The sequence below is a fragment of the Amycolatopsis arida genome (assembly GCF_900115565.1).
GTDB classification, from domain to species: Bacteria; Actinomycetota; Actinomycetes; order Mycobacteriales; family Pseudonocardiaceae; genus Yuhushiella; species Yuhushiella arida.
In genome coordinates, this window is the sequence record NZ_FOWW01000003.1 from 592,765 (window position 1) to 614,158 (window position 21,394).

Below are 21,394 nucleotides of genomic sequence, written 5' to 3' on the forward strand. Positions count from 1 at the left end.
GCCGGAGCCGACGAACAGGAACGGGCCCGGAAGCGTCTCGCTCCCGGGCCCGTTCACATCGGCATCGTGGTCTCGGCTCACCGAGTCCGCGGCGGCTCCTACCGGAGGTGGGAACCGCCACCGAGGCCGTCGAGCACCGCCTGGAACAGGCTCGTCGGGTTGTTGTCCAGCTGGGCGAGCGCCGGCACCTCGGCTTGCGGCATCACCTTGACCGAGTCCAACGACGGCAGGGTTCCGAGGTCGAGCCGTGGCAGCACGTCCTCGGCCGGGGTGAGCGCGTCCAGCGGCAGGCCGCTCACCCCCGGCAGCTCGGACCGCTCGGCCGGCCCGGCCAGCCCCGGCAGGTCCACCCGGTGCAGACCGCGCACCCCGCCGGTGAGGGGCAGGTCGGCGACGGGCAGCGAGGGCAGCCCGTCGATCGGCAGCTCGGAGCCGGTGACTGGCGGATCGAGCCGCGGCTCCTGATTGTCGACCGTGATGGTGGTCAGGTTGCTGGCCTGGCTCGTCGCCTCGCCCAACACCTCGATCGGCAGGTTCCAGACCTGCGCCACAATGACTACCGGTGTCTGGGTGTCGATGCCAGTGAAGGTGCTCAGGTCAGGTTGGCTCGTCGTGGTGATCCCACTGACCTTGCCCGTGGTGACGTTGTGCCCCACCGCGTCCGCGAGCCCGGCGATGGCGACCGAGTTTCCGAAGAACTGCGCTACCGCGGCCAGCGGCAGGTCGAAGATGTTGCCGGAGAAACCACCGTCGACGCCCGAGGTGGTGATGTCCCCACCCGAGGTCACGTCGGTCAGGTTCCGGCCCTCACCGGTCGCCTTCGCCACCACCGCGACCGCGTCCCCGAACGCCTGCGCGACGGGCATGCCCTGCGCGCTGATGACGTTGCCGGCCAGGTCGCCGCCCGCACCGTTGGTGATGCTGTCGCCACCGGCGGCGGCCACGACGTCATTGGTGCCCTTGCCGGACACCAGGGCGCCGAGGCCGGCCGACGCGTTGGAGACGGTACCCGCACCAGCGACCGGCGCCGCGAGGATATTGCCCGCCATCGCGCCGTTCACGCCGTCGGTGTCGGCGTTCCCACCCGCGATCGCGTCGGTGAGGTTGTCGCCCTCACCCGAGGCGGTCCCGACGAGTGACCCACCGAGCCCGTGTGCCTGCAGTGGTGCCGCCACCGGCACATGCCCGATGTTGCCGGCGAGGCCGGCCTCGCTGCCATTGGCGATGGCGTCGCCACCGGCTTCGGTGATGGTGTCGGCCACCGCCGAGCCGGTGCCCCGCCCGAGGTGTGAGAGTCCGACGCCGAACACCTGGGCCGGGATCGACAGCGGGGCGGCGAGCAGATTGGAGCTGCCGAAGCCGTCGTCGTCCGCGGTGTTGATCTTGTCGCCGGCCTTGATCCGCTTCACCTCGGTGGCCTCGCCGGTGCCCTGACCGAGGTAGGAGGCACCCACACCGAACATCTCGACGGGCACGGCCGCCGGAACCCCGACGAGATTGCCTCCCAGCGTCGAGTCGTCGCCGAGGGTGCCGTTGTAGCCACCGGCCTGCACGTGCTTCGCCTCGTGCGAGACGCCGGAGGCGTTGCCGATGTGCGAGACGCCGACGCCGAAGGTCTCGCCGGCCAGTGCCAGCGGCAGGTGTGCCCCGTTGCCGCCGATGAACGACTCGTTGCCGTTGGTGTAGGTGTCACTGCCGACCACCGCGACGGTGTTGCAGTCGTGCGCGGCATGCGCGTTGCCGATGTAGCTGCCACCGACACCGCAGGCCTCGACGGGCAACGCGATCGGAACGTCGGCGAGGTTTCCGCTGCCCATCGACTTGACGCCCGTGGTGCTGGACTGCCCACCCGCCTCGGCCGCACCGGAGGACCAGCCGTGCGACCCGGCCGAGCCCAACACGTGGCCGGTGGAGGCGTTGCCGATCCAGGACGCGGCGACACCGGCGATGTTCCCGGTCACCGCGCCCTGCGGCTGGGCGATGTTGCCCGCGACGAAAGCGTTCTTCCCACCGGTCTGGATGTAGCTCGGGACGTTGTTGATCCCCGGCTTCTTCGCGGTGCCGGCCTCGGCCTCGGCGGAGGCGCAGGAGACCGAGTCGGCGTCGGAGCCCCAGGCACTGGCGGCGTTGCCGTTGAGGCGCAACGGCAACGCGACCGGCGCGCCCACGACGTTGCCGGAGACACTGCCGCCGTCTCCGTTGGTGTAGATCCAGCCGCCCGACTCGCCCGCGGTGGCGGCGGTGTAGTCGCTGTAAGCGTTGGCCAGGATCCACGAGCCGGCGTTACCGGTGATCTGGATCGGGGTGGCGAACTGGCCCGCGAGAACGTTGCCGGAGGCGGCGGACCCGGTACCGCTCGTCGAGATGTTGCCGGTCTCGGTCACCTCCTGGCTGGCCGTTCCGTGGGTGTAGCCACTGCCGCCCACCAGACCGCCGGCGTTGCCCGAGACCTGGACGGGCAATGCCCAGTCGAACACGAGCGCGTTACCGGCGGTACCCGAGTGGTGGCCTTCGGTGACCGTGTCGTCGTGACTGTGGTAGGCCTGGCGGCAGTCGCTGCCGTCGACGGCGGCGTCGCCGACGACGCTGATGACGTTGCCACAGACTTGGATCGGGGCGACGATGTCGCCGTCGAGCTTGTTGCCCTTCAGAATGTCGTCGGTCGGTTCGAAGGAACCGCCGGAGGGCAGGTGTTCGGCGATTCCGGAGGTCTCGAGTGGGACCGTCGAAACAATCTCGCCGACCTTGGTCTTTCCGGTGGCTTCGTGCACTGGCTGGGTGACCGACTTGGTGCTGATGTCCTGCTCGTGCCCCGGCAGGTTCGCCTGTCCCAGTGGGGTTCCGACAGCGTTGTCGTGGAACTGGATCGGGATGCCGAGACTCAGGTCCACCGGGCTGAGGGGAGCGTCCGGATCGACCTTCTCGTCAGCGGAGGCGATACCCGTACCGAGCATCAACAAGCCACCCGTGACCAGCGCGGTCTGTAACCCGCGCTTCGCCCAGGTCTGCATGTGCAGATCTCCTTTTCGTTGAATTCCCTTACGGGTCTTTCGAGGTGTTCCACGGAGCCCACACTGCTGAAGGCGTGGAGCACTCGATGGGGCGGACACGCGTCGACGCGTGTCACAGGGGGAGGAACGGGAGAGCCACGAGGACGCGCGGCCGGGGAAGAGGACCGGCAGGGCGCGTCGGCTAACCCGCGAGGGTGGAACTTCAGTCGGGCGTGACGCCGGGCTGGGAACCCGGGGTCAGCGGCAGGTGCCGCACACCGGACCGGACGGTGCCGATCACGGTGCCGTCGACAGCGGCCAACGCACCGGCGACATCGCCGAGCATCAGGCCGTCGAGGTGGCCACCGCCGGTCGTCCCGCCGGGGGCGGCGGGCACGGTCGGCGGAGCCAGGGGAAGGCGCACCGGCTGCACCGGTGCACCGGTGTCACGGTCGCCGCCGAGGCGCCGTGGGGCGAAGTCCGCGTACCGAGGATCGGCCACGGCACCCAGCACGTGGTGGGTGGTGGCGGGAACCTTGACCGTGAAGACTTCCGTGTGATCAGCCGGTGGCACGGGCTGCGGGGGCACGACCGGCGAGGCGGTCCCGTCGCCCGGCCTGCCGAGTTCCGTGGGCAACTCGGGCAGGCGGACCGCGGGGAGCAGGCCGGCGGCCCGGTCCGGGCGCAGGAATCCCCACACCTCCGTACCGAGCTCGGCCGGCCGGGCGACCGCGCGCGCGATGACCTCCGGGGCGTCCTGGGGCTGGCGCACCATGTGCTCCAGTGAGTCGGCTGTGTCCCTGACCGGCCGGAGCACCGCGCGGTCGGTGAGTCCGTGAACCGCGGTGCGGAACTCGTCGACGGCCTCCTGGTCCACGGCGACCCGGCGGGCCGGACGGCGCTCCACCCGGACCTCGTCGTCGGCGGCGGCATGGGCGACCGCGCCGACGTCCCGCAGGCCGAGCACGGCCGCGTTGGTGACGGCGGCGATGCGCGACCGGTCGGCCCCGCGGGCCGGTCCGTCCCCGCCGTTCCGGGCGGAGCCGTTCCGGGCGGACCACCTGGCCTCGACGACCTCCGCGGAGGGCGCGCGCTCGACCGACCGCTCGCGGGCGTGCCGCCGCGTCTCCTCGGGCGACGGAGTCTCCGCGCGGCGGACGGGCTCGGTGTCGTGGTCGGCTCGTGCACTGTGGACAGACGGGGTGGCGGCGGGGACGGTGTCCGCGGCGGTGGCGGCGGTGCCGGCGAGGACCCAGGCGACGGCGGTGCCAGCGAGGGCACCACCGACGGCGACGAGGAGTCGGGCACACCAACGACCGGCGCGCGGCGCGCGTCGCTCCTTGGTTTCCGCCACCGTGTCCACCGTTCTCCCGAAGTCCTGGCCGGAACCGGATGCGCGGACATCCGTATCCCTGTCGAGACCAAAGCCCCCAAGCCCCGCGTGACGTCGACGTCGAGGCGCGAGGCCGAAAACCCGAGCCGCGGACCGCACGCGCCGCGGCACATTTCGCTGGGGTACCAGGAGATTGGCAGACCTCGCCGGCAGCGCGCATCCCTCGCGCCACTTGACCGCTCGATCGTGTGAAGAACACTGCGTGTTCTCGAACATGACGTTCGGTGATCGACGCAGCGAGCGTCCCCTCACCGGCCGCCCGCCGCCCGGAACGTGTCGATCGGCCCTCGGGTGTCCTGTGCGGCGGTGCCCTGGCTCGGATCCGCGCCGCCCATGTCGGCCTGGCCCGCTACGGTGTGGCCGTGAGCGATCGCGAGACGTCGGGCCGCGCCGCCGGACCGCGTGGAACCGCACCGGGCGGCACCGAGAACCCAGGCACCTCAACGGATGTCGCCGGGCTGATCCCGAGGGGGCTGCGCATCAGCGCCGCGCTCGCCTGGCGGTTCCTGGTGGTCGTCGCCGCCCTGTACGTCGTCATCTGGCTCGTCGGATACCTGTCCATGCTGGTCATCCCGCTGTCGATCGCGCTGCTGCTGACCGCGCTGATGGCGCCGGCCGTGCAGCGGCTGGTGCGAGTGCGGCTGCCCCGCAGTCTGGCCACCGGGATCGTCCTCGTCGCCGGGCTCGGCGTGGTGGGCGGGCTGCTCACGTTCGTGATCGTGCAGTTCACCGCCGGCCTGCCCGCGCTGACCCAGCAACTCAACGAAAGCCTGGTGCAGATCAGGGACTGGCTGGTCAACGGACCGCTGCACCTGCGGCACGACCAGATCCAGGACTTCATCGACCAGACGATCAACGTGCTGCAGGAGAACCAGGCCGCGCTCACCGACACCGCGATCACCACCGCGGGCACCGTGGGCTCGGTCCTCACCGGCTTCGCGCTGGTGCTGTTCATCCTGATCTTCTTCCTCTCCGGAGGTGAGCTGATCTGGGCGTTCCTGGTGCGCGGCGCTCCGCGCCAGGTGCGCGACCGGGTCGACGTCGCCGGGCGGCGCGGGTTCGCCTCGCTGGTCAGCTACGTCCGGGCCACCGCGCTGGTGGCGGTGGTGGACGCGGTCGGCATCGGCGTCGGCCTGTGGATCGTCGGTGTGCCGCTGGTGGTGCCGCTGGCCACGCTGGTGTTCCTCGGCGCGTTCGTGCCGATCATCGGTGCCGTGATCGCCGGCGCGGTCGCGGTGCTGGTCGCGCTGGTCACCAACGGTTTCATCACCGCGCTGATCGTCCTCGCCATCGTGATCGGCGTGCAGCAACTGGAGAGTCATGTGCTGCAGCCGCTGCTGCTCGGCAGGGCGGTGCAACTGCACCCGCTCGCGGTGGTGCTGGCCATCGCCGCCGGCCTCGTCGCGGCCGGGATCGCCGGCGCGTTGCTCTCCGTGCCCCTGCTGGCCGTCCTCAACGCCGGGATCCGCTCGCTGGTGAACGAGCGGGATCCCGACCCGTCCGAAGTGGACGTCCTGCGGGACCAGGACGCGCGGCCCAACGCCGAGTCGGCCGGGGACGCCCCGGACACCCCGGATACTGCTGCCCCGGAGGACGCCGTCGGCGACGCGCCGGCCGACAAGGCATGACGGGCGTGGACCCGCTCCGGCGCGACCCGGCGACGCCGCTGTGGTGGGGAACCATCGCGCTGCGGATCGTCACGCTCGTCTTCGCCGCCGGCACCGTCGCCGGCCACGCCACCGGCTACGCGCGCCCGTGGCTGGCCTGGACGGTGATCGGCGTCATGGCCGGGTGGACCGTGGTCACCTCGCTCCTCTACGCCCGGCAGGGGCTGCGCTGGGCCGGGCTGGTGGTCGCCGACGTCGTGGTGACCTGCGCGCTGATGCTCACCTCGCCGTGGGTGCTGTCGCCGGCGCAGTACGCCGCCTTCCACCCGCTGATCACCACCGTCTGGGCCGCGGTGGCGCCGATCGCGGCCGGAGTGCGGTTCGGTGCCGTGGGCGGGGTGCTGGCCGGGCTGGTGGTCGCGGTGGCCACCGGGTTCGCCCGCCAGGGCGTGGACCTCGACGTGGCACGGGACGGCGTGCTGCTCACCGCGAGCGGCCTGCTGATCGGGCTGACCGCCACCACCGCGCGTCGATCCCAGGCCGCGCTGGCGCAGGCCATGCGCACCGAGGCGGCCACCGCGGAACGGGAGCGGCTGGCCCGCTCGATTCACGACAGCGTCCTGCAGGTGCTGGCCCGGGTGCGCCGGCGCGGCGCGGAGATCGGCGGGGAGGCCGCCGAGCTCGCCCGGTTGGCCGGCGAGCAGGAGATCGCGCTGCGGTCGCTGGTCAGCACCGAGCCGGCGGGAACCAGCAGCGGCGACACCGCCGACCTGCGCGCCGCGCTGCAGGTGCAGGCCACGTCCCGGGTGCAGGTGTCCAGCCCCGCCGGCGAGGTGCGGCTGCCGGCGCACGTGGTCACCGAGCTGGCCGCGGCCGTGCGGGAGGCACTGACCAACGTCGAGCAACACGCCGGGCCCGACGCGCGGGCATGGGTGCTGCTCGAGGACCTCGGCGACGAGGTGGTGGTGACCGTGCGGGACGACGGCCCCGGCATCCCCGATGGCCGCCTCGCCGACGCCGCGGAACAGGGCCATCTGGGGGTGACGAAGTCGATTCGGGGCAGGGTCGCCGCGCTGGGTGGCACCATCTCCCTGGAGACCGCGCCGGGCGCGGGAACCGAGTGGGAGATGCGGGTGTCGAAACGCGGGGTGGGCGCGCGGAACGGCCGTTTCCCGCGCCGCGACTGAACGGGGACCGGTGGCCGGCGGACGAGGCCGGGGCGAGACGAGGAGGGCAGCGCGATGACCGAGACCCCGATCTCGGTGATGGTCGTCGACGACCATCCGATCTGGCGGGACGGCGTGGCCCGCGACCTCGCCGAGAACGGCTTCGACGTACGCGCCACCGCGCCCGACGGCGCGGCCGCCGTGCGCATCGCCCGCGCGGTGCGGCCGGACGTCGTGCTGATGGACCTCAACCTCGGCGAGACCGGCGGCTCGGGGGTGGCGGCCACCCGGTCGATCACGGCGGACCTGCCGAACACCCGGGTGCTCGTGCTCTCGGCCAGCGGGGAGCACAACGACGTGCTGGAGGCTGTCAAGGCGGGCGCGTCGGGGTACCTGGTGAAGTCGGCCTCGGCACAGGAGCTGGTCGACGCGGTCCGGCGCACCGCCGCGGGCGACCCGGTGTTCACCCCCGGGCTGGCCGGGCTGGTGCTGGGCGAGTACCGGCGGATGGCCGACGCACCGGACGAGGGCGAGCCGCCCCGGCTCACCGAGCGGGAGACGGAGGTGCTGCGCCTGGTGGCGAAGGGACTCACCGCGCGGCAGATCGCCGAGCGGCTGGTGATCTCGCACCGGACCGTGGAGAACCACGTGCAGTCCACCCTGCGGAAGCTGCAGCTGCACAACCGGGTCGAGCTGGCCCGCTACGCGATCGAGCACGGGCTGGACAAGTGACCGGGGCGAGTGCCCGGATCAGGGTGTTCGCCGGCCGGGACGTCGAGGAGCTCGCCTCGCCGCGACCGGCCGCTCCGGGACCTTCCGGCGGGGCGCGCGTCGAGTCGCGGACGCCGCGTCCGGGGGAGCTGGACATGCTCGCCGACACGTTGGTGGTCGCGCCCGGCGCCGGCGGACCGGCGGCGGTGCACGCCGGCGGCCTCTCGGTGTAGCCGCGGCATCGCCGCTCGGAGGTCGCCGGCGAGGTGACCGGGCCGGACGGGCGCGCAGTGAGCGGTGCACGCCCGGCTCGTCGGCGAGTCCGGCGACCGGGAGGAGGTCGTGCGGCTGCTGGGCCGCTGCTCGCCGGCTACGCGCGGGTGCCGGGCGCGGAGCATCCGGAGCCGCTCTCGGTGCGCCTGCAGTTGTGCACGGCACTCGACTGGCGGTGGGACCGCCCCTGGCACCCGGTTCCGGGTCCGGTCCGGGAATCTCCCGGATTCGGGACAACTCCGGCGGTCGTACGCTCGGCCCGTGAGCGAGCAACAGCGCGGCGAGCAGTCCCCGGTCGAGGCACCGGAGGAGCGGCCGGTCGAGCAGGCGCCGGCGGAAGTGCCTTCGGCGGAAGTCCCGCCGGCGCGGACGGCCGCACCGGTGGAGGTCCCGGTGGCCGGCTCCGCGCCGGCCGAGGCCGGAACGCCGGCACCACCCGGCTCCCCGACCACCGAGTCGCCGGAGTCGCCGGAGTCACCGGAGTCGGCGGAGTCGGCGGAACCCGACGAGCCGGACGCCGCCGGGAACGCCGATCCGGCGCCGACCATGTCCACGTCCGCCGAGCCCGCACCTGCCGAGACCGCGGCGAGCGCCGAACCGATGGATCCGGAGGTGCGGCGACAACGCAACCTGCGGGTCTCCGACCGCGAGCGGGAACACGTCATCGGGCTGCTGCAGAAGGCGATCGGCCGCGGGCTGCTCGACCTCGACGAGTTCACCGAGCGCACCGACGTCGCGCTGGCCGCCCGCACCCGCGGCGAGCTGAACACGGTGCTGATCGACCTGCCGGGCCTGGTGCACGCCGACGCGCCGGCACCGACGCCGGGTTACTCGGCGGCGCCCTCTCCGGTGGGGTCGGGAGAGCGGATGGTGCTGCAGGGCAAGGGCTCCACGATCGCCCGGCAGGGCCGCTGGGTGGTGCCCGCCGAGCTGCTCGTCCGTAACAAGTACGGCCAGACCAAGCTGGACTTCTCCGAGGCCGAGCTGACCAGCCCGGTGGTGCACCTCGAGCTGGACGTCAAGTGGGGCTCGGTGAGCATCGTGGTCCCGCCGTCAGGGGTGGTCGACACCAACGGCGTCGGCGAGCTCAAGTGGTCCACGCTCGACGACAAGACCGGCACCAACGGCAGGGCCGGCACCCCGCGCTTCGTGCTCACCGGCCGCGTCCAGGGCGGCACCGTGACCATCAGGAACCGGCGGGGCCTGTTCGGTCAGCACGGATGTTGCTGACCGCCGCCCGTGCGGCCGCCGGGTCGGGCGCGTCCACCGCCGCCCGTGCCGCGCGGACGCAGTCGTCGTAGGTCACGGCGGCCAACGCGGCACCCACGGCGCGCACCGCGGCCGCGTTCATCGACAGGCTGCTGATCCCCAGCCCGGTGAGCACCACGGCCAGCCGAGGGTCGGCCGCCGCCTCGCCGCACACCCCGGCCGGCTTGCCGGCGGCCCGCGCCGCCTCGCCGACCATCGCCACCAGCCGCAACAACGCCGGCTGCCACGGGTCGTTCAGCGCCGCGACCGCGCCGACCTGCCGGTCGGCGGCGAACGTGTACTGCGCCAGGTCGTTGGTACCGATCGAGACGAAGTCGACGGCGGCCAGGATCTCCCGCGCGGCCAGCGCGGCCGCGGGCACCTCGATCATCACCCCGGACCGCTCCAGCCTCGCCGCGCGCACCCGCTCGGCGAACCAGGCCGCCTCCTCGGCGGTGGCCACCATCGGCGCCATCACCGACACCTCGGCGCCCGAGTCGGCGGCGGCGCCGGCGATGGCGGCGAGCTGTCGGTCCAGCACGTCCGGCCGGTCCACGGCGACCCGTAGGCCCCGCACGCCGAGCGCGGGATTCGGCTCGGGCTCCGGCGCGAGGAACGCCAGCGGCTTGTCGGCGCCCGCGTCCAGGGTCCGCACGATCACCGGCTTGCCGCGGAACGGGGCCAGCACCTCCGCGTAGGCCGCCCGCTGCCGCTCGACGGAAGGCTCGGTGGCCGCGTCGAGATAGCAGAACTCGGTGCGGAACAGGCCCACCCCCTCGGCCCCGGCGTCGACGGCCGCGTGTGCGTCCGACGGCGCGCCGACGTTGCCGAGCACCTTCACCCCGTGGCCGTCGGCCGTGACGCCCTCGCCGGACCACTCCACCGCCGCGCGCGCCCGCGGGGCCACCACCGGGGCGTCCGGGTCGGCCACCTCGACCATGCCCGTGTCGCCGTCGACCACGAGCGCCGGGGCGCCGAGCGCCAGCAGCCCGCGCACCGCGACGACCGCCGGGATGCCCAGCGAGCGGGCCAGGATGGCGGTGTGGCTGGTCGGGCCGCCCTCCTCGGTGACGAGGGCGAGCACCTTGGCCGGGTCGAGACCGGCGGTGTCGGCCGGTGCGAGGTCACGGGCGACCAGCACGCTCGGCCGGCCCAGCTCGGGCACGCCGGGCGGGGCCATCCCCCGCAACTCGGCGACCAGCCGGTCGCGGACGTCCTCCACGTCACGCACCCGCTCCGCCAGGTAGCCGCCGGCGGCGACGAGCTGCTGCGCGAAGCCGGCCGCCGCCTCGTACACGGCGCGCGCCGCGGGCAGCCGCTCGGCGGTGACCAGCCGCTCGGCCTCGGCGACCAGCGCCGGGTCGGCGGCCATCGCCGCGGTGGTCTGCAGGATCGCCGCGGCCTCACCGGTGGCCTTCCCGGCGAGCTGCTCGAGCCGGTCGGCGACGACCCGCGCGGCGGGGGCGATGCGGGCGGCCTCGGCCTCCGGCTCGGTCGGGGGTGGGCCGCTGGCGGGCTCCCCGAGCGGTTCGGCGACACGGACCACGGGACCGCTCGCCCTGCCGGGGCTCACGGCGACTCCGGACAGCTGCCTGTTCGACATGGTCTAGACCATAGCTCCCGTGTCGGGCGGTGACCACCGGGCCACCTCGTCGGCGGTCGGGTAGGACGGCTGCGCGCCGGAGCGGGTCACCGAGAGCGCCGCCACCCGAGCGGCCCACTCGATGGCCCGGCGCAACTCGACGACGTGGTCCTGCTCGGTCCCGGTGTCGAGGGCCGTGGCGAGCGCCGTGGCGAGCGCGCCGGCGAAGGCGTCGCCGGCACCGGTGGTGTCCACGGCCTCCACCCGCGGCGCCGGCACCTCGAGCGGCCCGTCCTCGGTGACCAGGAGCGCGCCGCGGGCGCCGAGCGTCACCACGGCGGACCGGGGGCCACGGTCGAGCAACCCGGCGGGATCGATATTCGCGGGATCCTCCGCCCCGAGCAGCAGGGCGGCCTCGTGCTCGTTGACCAGCAGCAAGTCCACCCCCGCCAGGGTGGTCGGGGTGGTCAGGGTTGTCACAGCCAGCTCGGTCACCGGGGACAGGTTGAGGACCACGCGCGCACCGGCCGCGGCGGCCGCCGTGACCGCGTGCTCGACCGTCGGCAGCGGGACTTCCATCGACACCGCCACCACCTTCGCCCCGGCCGGGTCGATGTCGGCCGGCCGCAGCGCGGCGTTCGCGCCGGGGGAGACCAGGATCGAGTTCTCCCCGTCGGGCGTCACGGTGATGTAGGCGGCTCCGGTTGGCCGGTCCACCGTGCGCACCAGCTCCGTGCGCACCCCGGCGGAGCGCAGCGAGTCGAGCAGCAGCCGACCGTGCGGGTCGTCACCGACGGCACCGACCAGTGCGACGTCGGCCCCCAGCCGCGCGGCGGCCACCGCCGTGTTCGCGCCCTTGCCGCCGGGCAGCACCCTGGTGTCACCGCCGAGCACGGTCTCCCCACCACCGGGTCGACGGTCGGCGGCGACGACGAGGTCGGCGTTCGCCGAGCCGACCACCAGCACCTCAGCAGTCATGGCTCCACCCTGCCACGAGCGGAAATGCGCACGTCCGGTGGTGTCCTCGGCGCTGTGTGTATGCGTATGTGAAGAACTTTGTAACTTTCCGCCGCTTCGATGCGACAATCAGGGGAGCCTGCCCGGGAACCGCCGGCCCCGCGCCGAGGTTCACTCGATCGGGGTGGATCCGGAACGGAGCCGTCACGTCGAAGGGCAGGAGGGCTCTTCCAGTCACGCCGGTGCGTTCGCGCGCCGGTGTTGTTCGGCCCAGGTCCCCGGACCACCGGTCGAGCATCGGGTCGCCGGCATCGGTCACGTAGCCCCCCGAGTGATCGGTGCCGGCGGCGCCCGTCCCGCTCGGCGGGGTGTCCCCGCCGAGGTCGCGAACCGAGAGCGCGACCCGAGGCAGGGTTCCGAAGGCACGGTTCCGAAAGCAGGGTCCCGTAGGTGTGGTCCCCGAGCCCAGGATCCGGCACTGTCCCGATACCCGCGTGGGCGGCGAGCTCCTAGCGTTGGGGCATGTCGAAGTTCCCACCGATCCCGCTCGGTCGCGCCGACTGGGCGCGGGCGTGGCGCGGCCTGGCCGCGCCCGTCACCGCGGTGGCCCGCGGCCGCCGCCGGCCGCTCCGGCTCCTGGTGAGCGTGCCGGTCTTCCTGCTGTCCCTGCTGGTCTGGTACCTGGTCGCCCGGGTGGCCACCTACGGCCTGTTCTGGAACGCCGACACCGACCACGCCGAGTCGTGGGGTGGCCCGACGCTCGCCGGGGCGTGGCTGGTGCACGCCCTGATCGGGCTGGCGCTGGTGCTCGCCGCGCTGGGCCTGCTCCGCCCGCTGTCCCGCGTGCTGGCCCGGCCGACCACCTAGACTGCGCCTGGTCCGGGGACGGCAGGCAGGACAGGGGTTGCCGGCATGGAGAAGACCAGCCGCAGGGCCAGGGAGCGCACCGCGACCGAGCAGGACATCCGGCGCACCGCGCGGAGCCTGCTCGTCGAGCGCGGCCCCGAAGCGGTGACCCTGCGCGCCATCGCCCGCGAGCTGGGCATCACCGCACCCGCGCTGTACCGGTACTACGCCTCCCGCGACGACCTGATCGAGCAGCTCCGGCTCGACGTGATCTCCGACCTCGGCGCCGAGCTGGCCGAGCTGCGCGACGACGGCCCGGTGCAGCTGTTCGCGATCTGCAGGGGCTTCCGCCGATGGGCACTCACCCACACCCAGGAGTTCACCCTGGTGTTCGCCTCCCCGACCGGCGGCGTCGGCTCCGCCGAGGGCAGCGTGGCAACGCTGAAGCGGGTGACCGAGCCGTTCGGCCGGATCTTCCTCGCCGCGGCCGGCGAGGTGCTGGCGAAACACGAGCTGATGATGCCCGGCGAGGACGTGGTGCCCGCCGAGCTGCGCGAGGACCTCGCCGCCTATCGGGACGAGCTGCTGGCCATGGTGAACCGGTCCGGCCCGACCGTGCCGGCGGACCGGCTCGACCTCGGCACGACGTACCTGATGATCCAGTTCTGGGCCCGGCTCTACGGGCACGTCACGCTCGAGGTGTTCGGTAACTACCCCATCCCGGTGACCAAGCCGGACGCGCTGTTCGACGCCCTGCTGGCCGACCTGGCCAGGGAGATCGGACTGCGGCTCTCCTGACGCCTCACTTCACGACGTTCACCAGGCGGCCGGGCACCACGATCACCTTCCGCGGCTCGGCGCCGTCCAGCAGCGCGGCGATCTTCTCGTCGGCCAGCGCCGCCGAGCGCACCGCGTCGGTGTCGGCCTCGGCCGGCACCGTCATCCGCGACCGCACCTTGCCGTTGACCTGGATCGGGTACTCCACGGTCTCCTCGACCAGGTATCGCTCGTCGGGCACCGGGAACGGCCCGTGCGCCAGCGACGTCGGGTGGCCCAGCCGCTGCCACAGCTCCTCGGCGACGTGCGGGCACAGCGGTGCCAGCATCAGCACCAGCGGCTCGGCCAGCGCCCGGGGGGTCGCCGCCGCCGCGCCGTAGGTCTTGGTGAGGTGGTTGTTCAGCTCGATCAGCTTCGCGCCGGCCGTGTTGAACCGCAGGTTGGCGAAGTCCTCGCGAACCCCGGCGATGGTCCGGTGCAGCAGGCGCAGGTCGGCGTCGGTGGGCTCGGCGTCGGACACCCTGGGCTCACCGCTCCGCTCGTCCACCACCAGCCGCCACACGCGCTGCAGGAAGCGGTGCGCACCCACGACGTCCTTGGTGGCCCACGGCCGGGAGACCTCCAGCGGGCCCATCGCCATCTCGTAGAACCGGAACGTGTCGGCCCCGTAGTTGGCGGCCATCTCGTCCGGGGTGACGACGTTCTTCAGGCTCTTGCCCATCTTCCCGTACTCCTGCTTCACCTCCTCGCCGCGGTGGTAGAACTTCCCGTCCCGCTCCTCGACCTCCTCGACCGGCACGTAGACGCCGCGCGCGTCGGTGTAGGCGTAGGCCTGGATGTAGCCCTGGTTGAACAGTCGGCGGTAGGGCTCCTTCGACGAGACGTGGCCCAGGTCGTACAGCACCTTGTGCCAGAACCGCGAGTACAGCAGGTGCAGCACGGCGTGCTCCACCCCGCCGACGTACAGGTCGATGCCACCGGGGTCGTTCGCGCCGTGCTCGGCCGGCCGCGGGCCCATCCAGTACCGCTCGTTCTCCGGGTCGACGAACCGCTCGCCGTTCTCCGGGTCGACGTAGCGCAGCTGGTACCAGCACGACCCCGCCCACTGCGGCATCACGTTGGTGTCCCTGCGGTACTTCTTCGGCCCGTCCCCCAGGTCCAGCGTCACCTCGACCCAGTCGGTGGCCTTCGACAGCGGCGGCGACGGCTCGGCGTCGGCGTCCTCGGGGTCGAACGTCCGCGGCGAGTAGTCGTCGACCTCGGGCAGCTCGACCGGCAGCTGGTCCTCGGGCAGCGGGATCGGCAGGCCGTCCTCGTCGTAGACGATCGGGAACGGCTCGCCCCAGTAACGCTGCCGGGCGAACAGCCAGTCGCGCAGCTTGTACTGCACGGTGCCGTGGCCTTTGCCGTGCTCCTCCAGCCACTCGGTGATCGTCTTCTTGGCCTCGGCGATGTACATCCCGTCCAGGCTGAACCCGTCGTCCCGGCTCGAGTTGACGGACGGTCCGTCGCCGGTGAAGGCCTCGCCGTCGAAGCCGTCGTCCGGCCGCACGGTCCGCACGATCGGCAGCCCGTACTCGGTCGCGAAGTCCCAGTCGCGCTGATCCTCACCCGGCGCGATCCCGATCGCGCCGGTGCCGTAGCCCATCAGCACGTAGTCCGCGACGAACACCGGAACCCGCGCGCCGTTGACAGGGTTCGTGGCGTACGTGCCCGTGAACACCCCCGTCTTCTTCCGGGCCTCCTGGCGGTCCAGCTCGGACTTCTGCGCGGTGGCCCTGCGGTAGGCGGCGACGGCTTCGGCCGGGGTGGCGGCTCCGCCCTTCCAGCGCTCGTCGACATCGGCGGGCCACTCCGGCGCGGTCAACCTGTCCACCAACGGGTGTTCCGGCGCCAGCACCACGCCGACGTTGCCGAACAGGGTGTCCGGGCGGGTGGTGAACACCTCCACCGTCTCGTCGCCGCACGCGAACCGGACCAGCGCGCCGTAGGAGCGGCCGATCCAGTTGCGCTGCATCGACTTGATCTGCTCCGGCCAGTCCAGCAGGTCCAGGTCGTCCAGCAGCCGGTCGGCGTAGGCGGTGATCCGCATCATCCACTGCCGCAGGTTGCGGCGGAACACCGGGAAGTTGCCGCGCTCGGTGCGACCGTCCGGGGTCACCTCCTCGTTGGCCACCACGGTGCCCAGGCCGGGGGCCCAGTTCACCGGGGCCTCGGAGATGTAGACCAGTCGGTGCGAGTCGATGATCCTGCGCTGCTCCACGCGGGTCAGCTCGCACCAGCCGCGGCCGTCCGGGGTGGCGCGCCTGCCCTGTGCGTACTCCTTCTCCAGCTCGGCGATCGGCCGGGCCTTGTCCAGCTTCTCGTCGTAGTAGGAGTTGAAGATCTGCAGGAAGATCCACTGGGTCCAGCGGTAGTAGTCGACGTCGGTGGTGGCGATCCGGCGCCGCTCGTCGTGGCCCAGCCCCAGCCGGCGGATCTGGCTCAGATACCGCTGGATGTTGGCCTCGGTCGTGGTCCGTGGGTGGGTGCCGGTCTGCACGGCGTACTGCTCGGCGGGCAGGCCGAACGCGTCGAATCCCATGGTGTGCAGCACGTTGCGACCGGTCATCCGGTGGTAGCGGGCGAAGACGTCGGTGCCGATGAAGCCCAGCGGATGCCCGACGTGCAGGCCCGCCCCGGAGGGGTACGGGAACATGTCCTGCACGAACAGCTTGTCCGAGGGGATCCGCTCGTCCGTGGCGGCGAGCGCGCCAACGGGGTTCGGCGCGTGGTACGTGCCGTGGTCGGCCCAGTGTGCCTGCCAGCGCAGCTCGATCTGCCCGGCCAACTCCGCGTCGTACCGGTACGCGGGAGTGCCTTCGGTTGTCTCGCTCATCGCCGATCCTCCGTGTTCGCCCGCTCCGTCGCTTCCGTCCGTGCCCTGAACGGCAACGACCCCCCATGCCCGAGGGCGTGAGGGGTCGCCGCGCTGACCGGTGGTGGGTCAGCGCGGCCGGGTAAGGAGCAGGCCGACCGCGTTCATCCCACTCATGGTAGCCGCCGCGTCCCAGCCGTTCTCGGCACTGCCGCTTTCGCCACGGCCAGCGCCACGACCTGGGTCACCTGGGTCGGCGCGAAGTTGTCGTCACTGACCAGCAGGAGCGTCCGCTCCCCGGACCGCGGCCGCGGTCCCCACGTCATGCCCTCGATGTTGTCGGTGTCCAGTGGCAGGTCGGCGAGGTCGACCAGCAGCCGCTTGCGCATCGGTCGGACGTCGTCGGTGAGCGCGCGCATCCCGAGCACGTTCGTCGCGCCCGCCGTGTCGGCCAGGAAGATCCGCACGCGGTTGCCGGCGCCGGTGACGAACGACCGCTCCAGCACCAGGAAGCGGGTCGGGTCGGCGGGGTGCGCGGCGAGGATCGCCGAGACACCGGTGGTGGCGAATCCGTCGGGCGGCACGGGCGCGGCGAACAGCGGCTCCATCGGGTACGCGAACTGGGCGAGCACCGGGCCGGACCGACCCTGCACGGTGACCCGGGACAGCGCGCCGCGCTCGGTGGTGGCCTCCGGCCCGTCCTGCAGCAGCGGTCCCTCCAGCGCGCTCACCACCAACGTGCCGAACGCCGCGAAGGTCAACCCCTCCGGTCCGAGGTTGCGCCGAGGGCCGGCATCCGGCGTCATCCGGTTGGTCGCCGGGATGGGCAGGTCCCACACGTAACCGCCCGTGCGGGTGGCCTCGCGCACCGAGGGATGGGCGAGGACCTCCGCGGTCCGCTCGCCCTCCTGCGACCAGTAGTACCGCCCTGTCCACGGGTCCACCCGCAGGTCCTCGGGGTCCACCGACAGCGGCGGGTAGGGCGTGCCGTCGGGGCGGGTGAGCGGGGAGGTGCCGGTGAGCTCGACCGGCCCGAGCGCGTCGGCGGTCACGTCGATGCGGGCGGTGTAGAAGCGCGCCGGCTGGTGCCGCGAGCGGTCGTCGGAGACGAGGACGTACTCGCCGGTGCGCGGGTCGCGGTCGATGCCGGACAGTCCCCCGACGGTGGTGCCGGCGAAGTCGAGGCCGTGCGGCAGGGTCCGGACGCCGATCAGCCGGACGCCCTGTGCGGGGTCGGCCACGGCGGGCGCGGCCGGGAGCAGACCGATCGCGAGCACGGCGGCCAGCACGGACGGCAGGAGACGGTGCCGGGTTCGACACAGGGAGCGGGGCCTCGGACGGGACATGGGGCGGGGCGCTGGGCGGGACATGGGCGCAGCACAGCGCACCAGGGTGACGCCCGGGTTTCCGGCGGGTCACTGTTGGCCCACTCCCGCCCACCGGTCCACTCCCGCCCGCCGAGTGGCGGCGGGTCGCCCTTGCTACTTCCGGGTCGGGTCGGCGCCGGCCGGCCGGCTATCCTGGCCACGTGTTCGTGCTCGCGCTCCTCCCCGTCCTGCTCGGCGTCCTCGTCGGTTGGGGCGGTTATCTCGGCTGGCGGGAGCGGCTGCCCCGGGACCGCGGCGCCGGCGTACGAACCGCCGCCACCCTGCGCGGTGACGAGGCGTTCCGGGTGGCGAACAAGGTCGCCGGCCTGCCCACGATGGCCGCCGGCGGCATCGGCATCCTCGGTGGGCTGGCCGGGCTGCTGATGCCCGACACGGTCGGGCTGGTCATCGCGGTCGCGGTGGGTCTGGTCGGGATGTTGGCACTGGTCGCCGGTGGTGGGCTCCTCGGTCACCAGGCCGCGCTGGCCGTCCCGGAGCCGGCTCCGTCGTCGGCGTGCGGCGGCTGCGCCTGCTCCTCCGGCGGCTGCGGTGCCGGGGCGGCGGCCCGCGGCTGATCCGCTTGGTGCAGCGCCTAGGCAGGCGGGGCACTCCCGGCACCGCGCTGGTTCACGACCGACGTCACCAGCGCTCGCCCATGGTGCGGAGCTCGCACCGTGGGGTTTTGCGGGGGTCGCCCCCCGCAATGACTCAGTTGCGTTGCAGGTCTCCGGGGTGGGTGGCCAGCAGGGCGGTGGGCACGCCCTGGCGGCGGAGCACCTGGCCCCACAGGTCGCGTTTCGGGGTGGCCAGCACGTCGCTGGGGAGCGCGGGCACGATGAGCCAGTCGCCGCGCTCGATCTCGCCGGCCAGTTGCCCCGCGTCCCAGCCGGCGTAGCCGGCGAACACGCGCATCCCGCGCACCTTCGACTCCAGCAGGTCGGGGTCGGCGTCCAGGTCGACCAGCGCCACCGGGCCGCGCACGGCGATGACCCCGGGCACGTCCGCGGCGCGCTCCCCGGTGCGCAGCGCGGCGAGGCACAGCGCGGTCTTCTTCTCCACCGGCCCGCCGACGAACACCGCCTGCGGCTCCACCACGTGCGGCCCCCAGTTCGGCAGCACGTCGCCCACCGGCACGTCGCTCGGCCGGTTCAGCACGACACCGAGGGTGCCCTCCTCGCGGTGGTCGATCACGAACACCACTGTTCGGCGGAAGTTGGGGTCGAACATCGTGGGGGCAGCGACCAGCAGTGTTCCCGGCTCAACCTCGGCGTCCGCTCGCACTCACCCATGATCCCACCGCGCCTCGGGAACATCCGCCGCCCCTCACCCGTTGCACAGGTTGGCCGGCGCACTCCGTGTCCCCCGGGCCCACTAGAGAAATGCCTTTGTGGAATACCGTTCGGCTGGAGCCACACTGCGCCATGCCGCCGAGAGGCGACCAAGTGCGCCGGCCAACACACTTCGCGCGTTTCTCGCGCTCGTCCGATCGGGTGTATCTGCCCGCGCCCTCCCGTCACCTGTTGATGTGCCGGCGGGCGACCGACCCTCGCCGGTGCTTCCGGTCCGTCGGCGACCAGCGGCACGGTAGGTTTGGTTTCCGTCAAGTTCCGGGGACGAAGGGGGAGACACGCGTGCGGTACCGAGTCGAGGTGGCCGACCGCCCGGACGCCCTGTACGCGGTCTGGAACGGCCGGGTGTGCCGCGCGCAGCGGTCCACCGCCGACGGCACGGTCCTGCTCACCGCGCCGGCCGGCGACGCACCCGAGGAGTTCGACACCGAGGTGGCCGGCAGCCCCGCGAAGGTGGTCCCGGAGAGCGCCGTCACCTCACTGTTCAGCCTGCACACCCTGTGCCTCTTCGACGACGAGGTGTTCCGGATCGCCCCGCGGTCCACCGAGGGCGTGCTGACGCTGAACTGGACCGGCCAGGACGAGGCCGTGGCCCGCCAGCTCGGCCTCACCGACCTCACCACCACGACGTCCGACCCGGAGAGCATCACCGCCCTCTGGCAGGAGCGGCACGACCTCGCCCCGGCCGCCGCGCCGCGGCCGGAGCCCGGCGAGGGCGACACCCGTGCCCTGCTGCGCGCGATCGGGCGGACGATGGTCGGCACGCTGCCCAGCGGGTGGCAGCGGGTGGCCGCCCAGTTCCGCCAGGTCGGTGACTACGCGGAGCTCGAGGTGCGGGCCGTGGCCGACGACGCCGTCGTGTCGCTGCCCGCGCCGCCCGAGCTCGGTCAGCTCTTCGGCCGGCTGCGCGCCGCGATGTACCAGCCGAGCACCGGCACCTGGTTCCAGGGCACGTACACGCTCGACTCGTCGGCCAACTTCGACTTCGACTTCGACACCGAGTCCGAACCGCACTGGCGGCTCCCACCCGGCGCGGACGGCCGGGCCGGCCCGCGCGCGTACGACGCGGAGCTGGAGCACTACCCCCGCGACCGCAAGCAGGTGCCGCGCTGGCTGGCCGCCCGCGCCGGGCTGCCGCTGGACGTGATGCTGCGCCAGGCCCGCGTCGTCGACGCGCACACCGACGGTGAACCACCGGTGGTGAACCGGCAGCCGCTGCCGCCGGACGAGGTTCGGGCGGTGCTCGGCTACCTGTACCGGGCGCCGATCGCGTTGACCCGGCCGGGCACCCTGCCGGACATCTTCGCCCCGGCGAACCCGCCGGACGTACCGGACGCCTTCCACACCGACGGCACCTGGATCTGGCCCGCCGCGGTACCGCACTACCTGCGCAGGTACGGGCTGCCGCCGGAGCCGGAGCTGCTCGAGCACATCCGGGCCAACCAGCACCGACCGCCGTACGTCGACGCCACCCTGCGCGCCACCGCCGAGGCGGAGATCCTCGGCCGGCCACACCCGCCGCAGTCGCCGGCCGACCTGCCGGAGACCGGCGCGCAGCCGGTGATCGAGCGGGGCGGCGAGCCGCCCGCGAACCTGCGGGCCGCCGACGTGCTGGCCACCCTGCGCCGCCGGCTCGCCGAGCACGGTGTCCCGGAGAGCGCCTACCGGATCGGTGCGGCGGCCGAGGGGGCCTGGTCGCTGCGCCGGACCGAGCGGGGCTGGGAGGTGGGCCGCACGATGGACGGCGCGCTCGTCGACGCGCAGCACTTTCCGCGAATCGAGCCGGCCGCCCGCGCGTTGCTGGGCACCCTGCTGCTCTACCCGGGACGGGCCGCGCCACCGGAGGAGGCCGAGACCGCCGAGCCGGCCGCGCATGCCACCGACTGGCCGGTGTTGCCGCTGCGCGGGGAGCCGCCGCTCACCCTCTACCGCGGCAAGCGGATGGTGACCCTGCCGCCCGGCACGGCACTGGTCCGGTTCGGCACCGAGGCGGGCAACCTCGCCCACCCCGAGGGGACCCGGTTCGCCGAGACGTCGCTGTCCCAGGCCCGGGAGCTCGACCGGCACGGATACCGGGTGCGGCGGCCGCTGCGCGTGCTCACCGGCATCACCCTGCCGTGGGGCGGCATGCCTGGCGGCGCGGTGGCCTACCTGCTCCCCAGGGCGGTCGGCCACCACATCGAGACCGGTGCGGTGGAACGCCTCACCTGACCGCCACCAAGGCCACCGTCGGGCCCCGCTGCGCGGCGATGGCGGAGCCCGCCCGGTAGG

The 21,394-nt window shown here is 73.2% G+C and carries 16 protein-coding genes; 9 read left to right on the plus strand and 7 right to left on the minus strand.

Annotation, left to right across the window (positions count from 1 at the left end; translation table 11 throughout):
* Positions 1-98 precede the first annotated feature (98 nt).
* Both BM051_RS12315 and BM051_RS12320 read right to left on the minus strand, forming a co-directional pair.
* Complete coding sequence (locus tag BM051_RS12315) at positions 99-3,011, minus strand: beta strand repeat-containing protein (RefSeq protein WP_092530202.1); 2,913 nt, start codon at positions 3,009-3,011, stop codon at positions 99-101.
* Positions 3,012-3,213: 202 nt separating this feature from the next.
* Positions 3,214-4,344, minus strand: coding sequence for a hypothetical protein (locus BM051_RS12320; protein ID WP_134046053.1), 1,131 nt, complete (start codon positions 4,342-4,344; stop codon positions 3,214-3,216).
* A 497-nt stretch (positions 4,345-4,841) separates the two neighbouring features.
* Between BM051_RS12320 and BM051_RS12325 the strand changes: the two genes are divergently transcribed.
* The 5 genes from BM051_RS12325 to BM051_RS12345 all read left to right on the plus strand — a co-directional run bounded on the left by BM051_RS12325 (position 4,842) and on the right by BM051_RS12345 (position 9,370).
* Positions 4,842-6,011 (plus strand): AI-2E family transporter, encoded by a 1,170-nt coding sequence (locus BM051_RS12325; RefSeq protein ID WP_243859481.1) that lies wholly within the window; start codon positions 4,842-4,844, stop codon positions 6,009-6,011.
* The gene (macS, locus tag BM051_RS12330) at positions 6,008-7,177 is read left to right on the plus strand and encodes a MacS family sensor histidine kinase (protein ID WP_092530205.1); all 1,170 of its coding nucleotides are present in this window, start codon (positions 6,008-6,010) and stop codon (positions 7,175-7,177) included. Before BM051_RS12325 ends, macS begins: the two co-directional genes overlap by 4 nt.
* Before the next feature lie 54 nt (positions 7,178-7,231).
* On the plus strand, positions 7,232-7,888 hold the full coding sequence (locus tag BM051_RS12335; RefSeq protein WP_092530206.1) for a response regulator: 657 nt from the start codon (positions 7,232-7,234) through the stop codon (positions 7,886-7,888).
* Entirely contained in the window at positions 7,885-8,100 is a 216-nt protein-coding gene (locus BM051_RS12340; protein ID WP_092530207.1) for a hypothetical protein, read from the plus strand. The genes BM051_RS12335 and BM051_RS12340 overlap by 4 nt, the downstream gene beginning before the upstream one ends.
* Before the next feature lie 301 nt (positions 8,101-8,401).
* Positions 8,402-9,370 (plus strand): DUF1707 SHOCT-like domain-containing protein, encoded by a 969-nt coding sequence (locus tag BM051_RS12345; protein ID WP_425319715.1) that lies wholly within the window; start codon positions 8,402-8,404, stop codon positions 9,368-9,370.
* Here BM051_RS12345 and ptsP read toward each other — a convergent pair.
* Positions 9,327-10,991 carry a phosphoenolpyruvate--protein phosphotransferase gene (gene ptsP, locus BM051_RS12350; RefSeq protein WP_092530208.1) on the minus strand — a complete coding sequence of 555 codons (1,665 nt, stop codon included), beginning with the start codon at positions 10,989-10,991 and terminating at the stop codon, positions 9,327-9,329. The genes BM051_RS12345 and ptsP overlap by 44 nt on opposite strands.
* 3 nt (positions 10,992-10,994) lie before the next feature.
* Positions 10,995-11,948 carry a ribokinase gene (locus tag BM051_RS12355; RefSeq protein WP_092530209.1) on the minus strand — a complete coding sequence of 318 codons (954 nt, stop codon included), beginning with the start codon at positions 11,946-11,948 and terminating at the stop codon, positions 10,995-10,997.
* Positions 11,949-12,449: 501 nt separating this feature from the next.
* Between BM051_RS12355 and BM051_RS12360 the strand changes: the two genes are divergently transcribed.
* Positions 12,450-12,794 (plus strand): hypothetical protein, encoded by a 345-nt coding sequence (locus tag BM051_RS12360; RefSeq protein WP_092530210.1) that lies wholly within the window; start codon positions 12,450-12,452, stop codon positions 12,792-12,794.
* Positions 12,795-12,839: 45 nt separating this feature from the next.
* Positions 12,840-13,571, plus strand: a complete 732-nt coding sequence (locus BM051_RS12365) for a TetR/AcrR family transcriptional regulator (RefSeq protein ID WP_092530211.1) — start codon at positions 12,840-12,842, stop codon at positions 13,569-13,571.
* Between the two features lie 4 nt (positions 13,572-13,575).
* Here the strand turns inward: BM051_RS12365 and leuS are convergent, their stop codons facing one another.
* On the minus strand, positions 13,576-16,428 hold the full coding sequence (gene leuS / locus BM051_RS12370; RefSeq protein ID WP_092530212.1) for a leucine--tRNA ligase: 2,853 nt from the start codon (positions 16,426-16,428) through the stop codon (positions 13,576-13,578).
* Between the two features lie 152 nt (positions 16,429-16,580).
* Positions 16,581-17,753 carry an esterase-like activity of phytase family protein gene (locus BM051_RS12375; RefSeq protein WP_092530213.1) on the minus strand — a complete coding sequence of 391 codons (1,173 nt, stop codon included), beginning with the start codon at positions 17,751-17,753 and terminating at the stop codon, positions 16,581-16,583.
* Between the two features lie 182 nt (positions 17,754-17,935).
* On the opposite strand from BM051_RS12375, the gene BM051_RS12380 reads away from it, so the two are divergent.
* On the plus strand, positions 17,936-18,349 hold the full coding sequence (locus BM051_RS12380) for an SdpI family protein (protein ID WP_092530214.1): 414 nt from the start codon (positions 17,936-17,938) through the stop codon (positions 18,347-18,349).
* A 133-nt stretch (positions 18,350-18,482) separates the two neighbouring features.
* Here the strand turns inward: BM051_RS12380 and BM051_RS12385 are convergent, their stop codons facing one another.
* A complete protein-coding gene (locus BM051_RS12385; protein WP_092530215.1) occupies positions 18,483-19,055 on the minus strand; it encodes a YqgE/AlgH family protein in 573 nt (190 codons plus the stop codon).
* A gap of 350 nt (positions 19,056-19,405) precedes the next feature.
* Here BM051_RS12385 and BM051_RS12390 point away from each other — a divergent pair, with 350 nt between their 5' ends.
* Positions 19,406-21,334, plus strand: coding sequence for a TNT domain-containing protein (locus BM051_RS12390; protein ID WP_092530216.1), 1,929 nt, complete (start codon positions 19,406-19,408; stop codon positions 21,332-21,334).
* The last annotated feature ends 60 nt before the right edge of the window (positions 21,335-21,394 follow it).

Bases quoted from the DNA above. Each gene is read 5' to 3' on its own strand.
- BM051_RS12315 (WP_092530202.1), bottom strand. From the start codon at position 3,011: ATGCAGACCTGGGCGAAGCGCGGGTTACAGACCGCGCTGGTCACGGGT.
- macS (WP_092530205.1), top strand. From the start codon at position 6,008: ATGACGGGCGTGGACCCGCTCCGGCGCGACCCGGCGACGCCGCTGTGG.
- BM051_RS12335 (WP_092530206.1), top strand. From the start codon at position 7,232: ATGACCGAGACCCCGATCTCGGTGATGGTCGTCGACGACCATCCGATC.
- ptsP (WP_092530208.1), bottom strand. From the start codon at position 10,991: ATGTCGAACAGGCAGCTGTCCGGAGTCGCCGTGAGCCCCGGCAGGGCG.
- BM051_RS12355 (WP_092530209.1), bottom strand. From the start codon at position 11,948: ATGACTGCTGAGGTGCTGGTGGTCGGCTCGGCGAACGCCGACCTCGTC.
- BM051_RS12360 (WP_092530210.1), top strand. From the start codon at position 12,450: ATGTCGAAGTTCCCACCGATCCCGCTCGGTCGCGCCGACTGGGCGCGG.
- BM051_RS12365 (WP_092530211.1), top strand. From the start codon at position 12,840: ATGGAGAAGACCAGCCGCAGGGCCAGGGAGCGCACCGCGACCGAGCAG.
- leuS (WP_092530212.1), bottom strand. From the start codon at position 16,428: ATGAGCGAGACAACCGAAGGCACTCCCGCGTACCGGTACGACGCGGAG.
- BM051_RS12375 (WP_092530213.1), bottom strand. From the start codon at position 17,753: ATGTCCCGTCCGAGGCCCCGCTCCCTGTGTCGAACCCGGCACCGTCTC.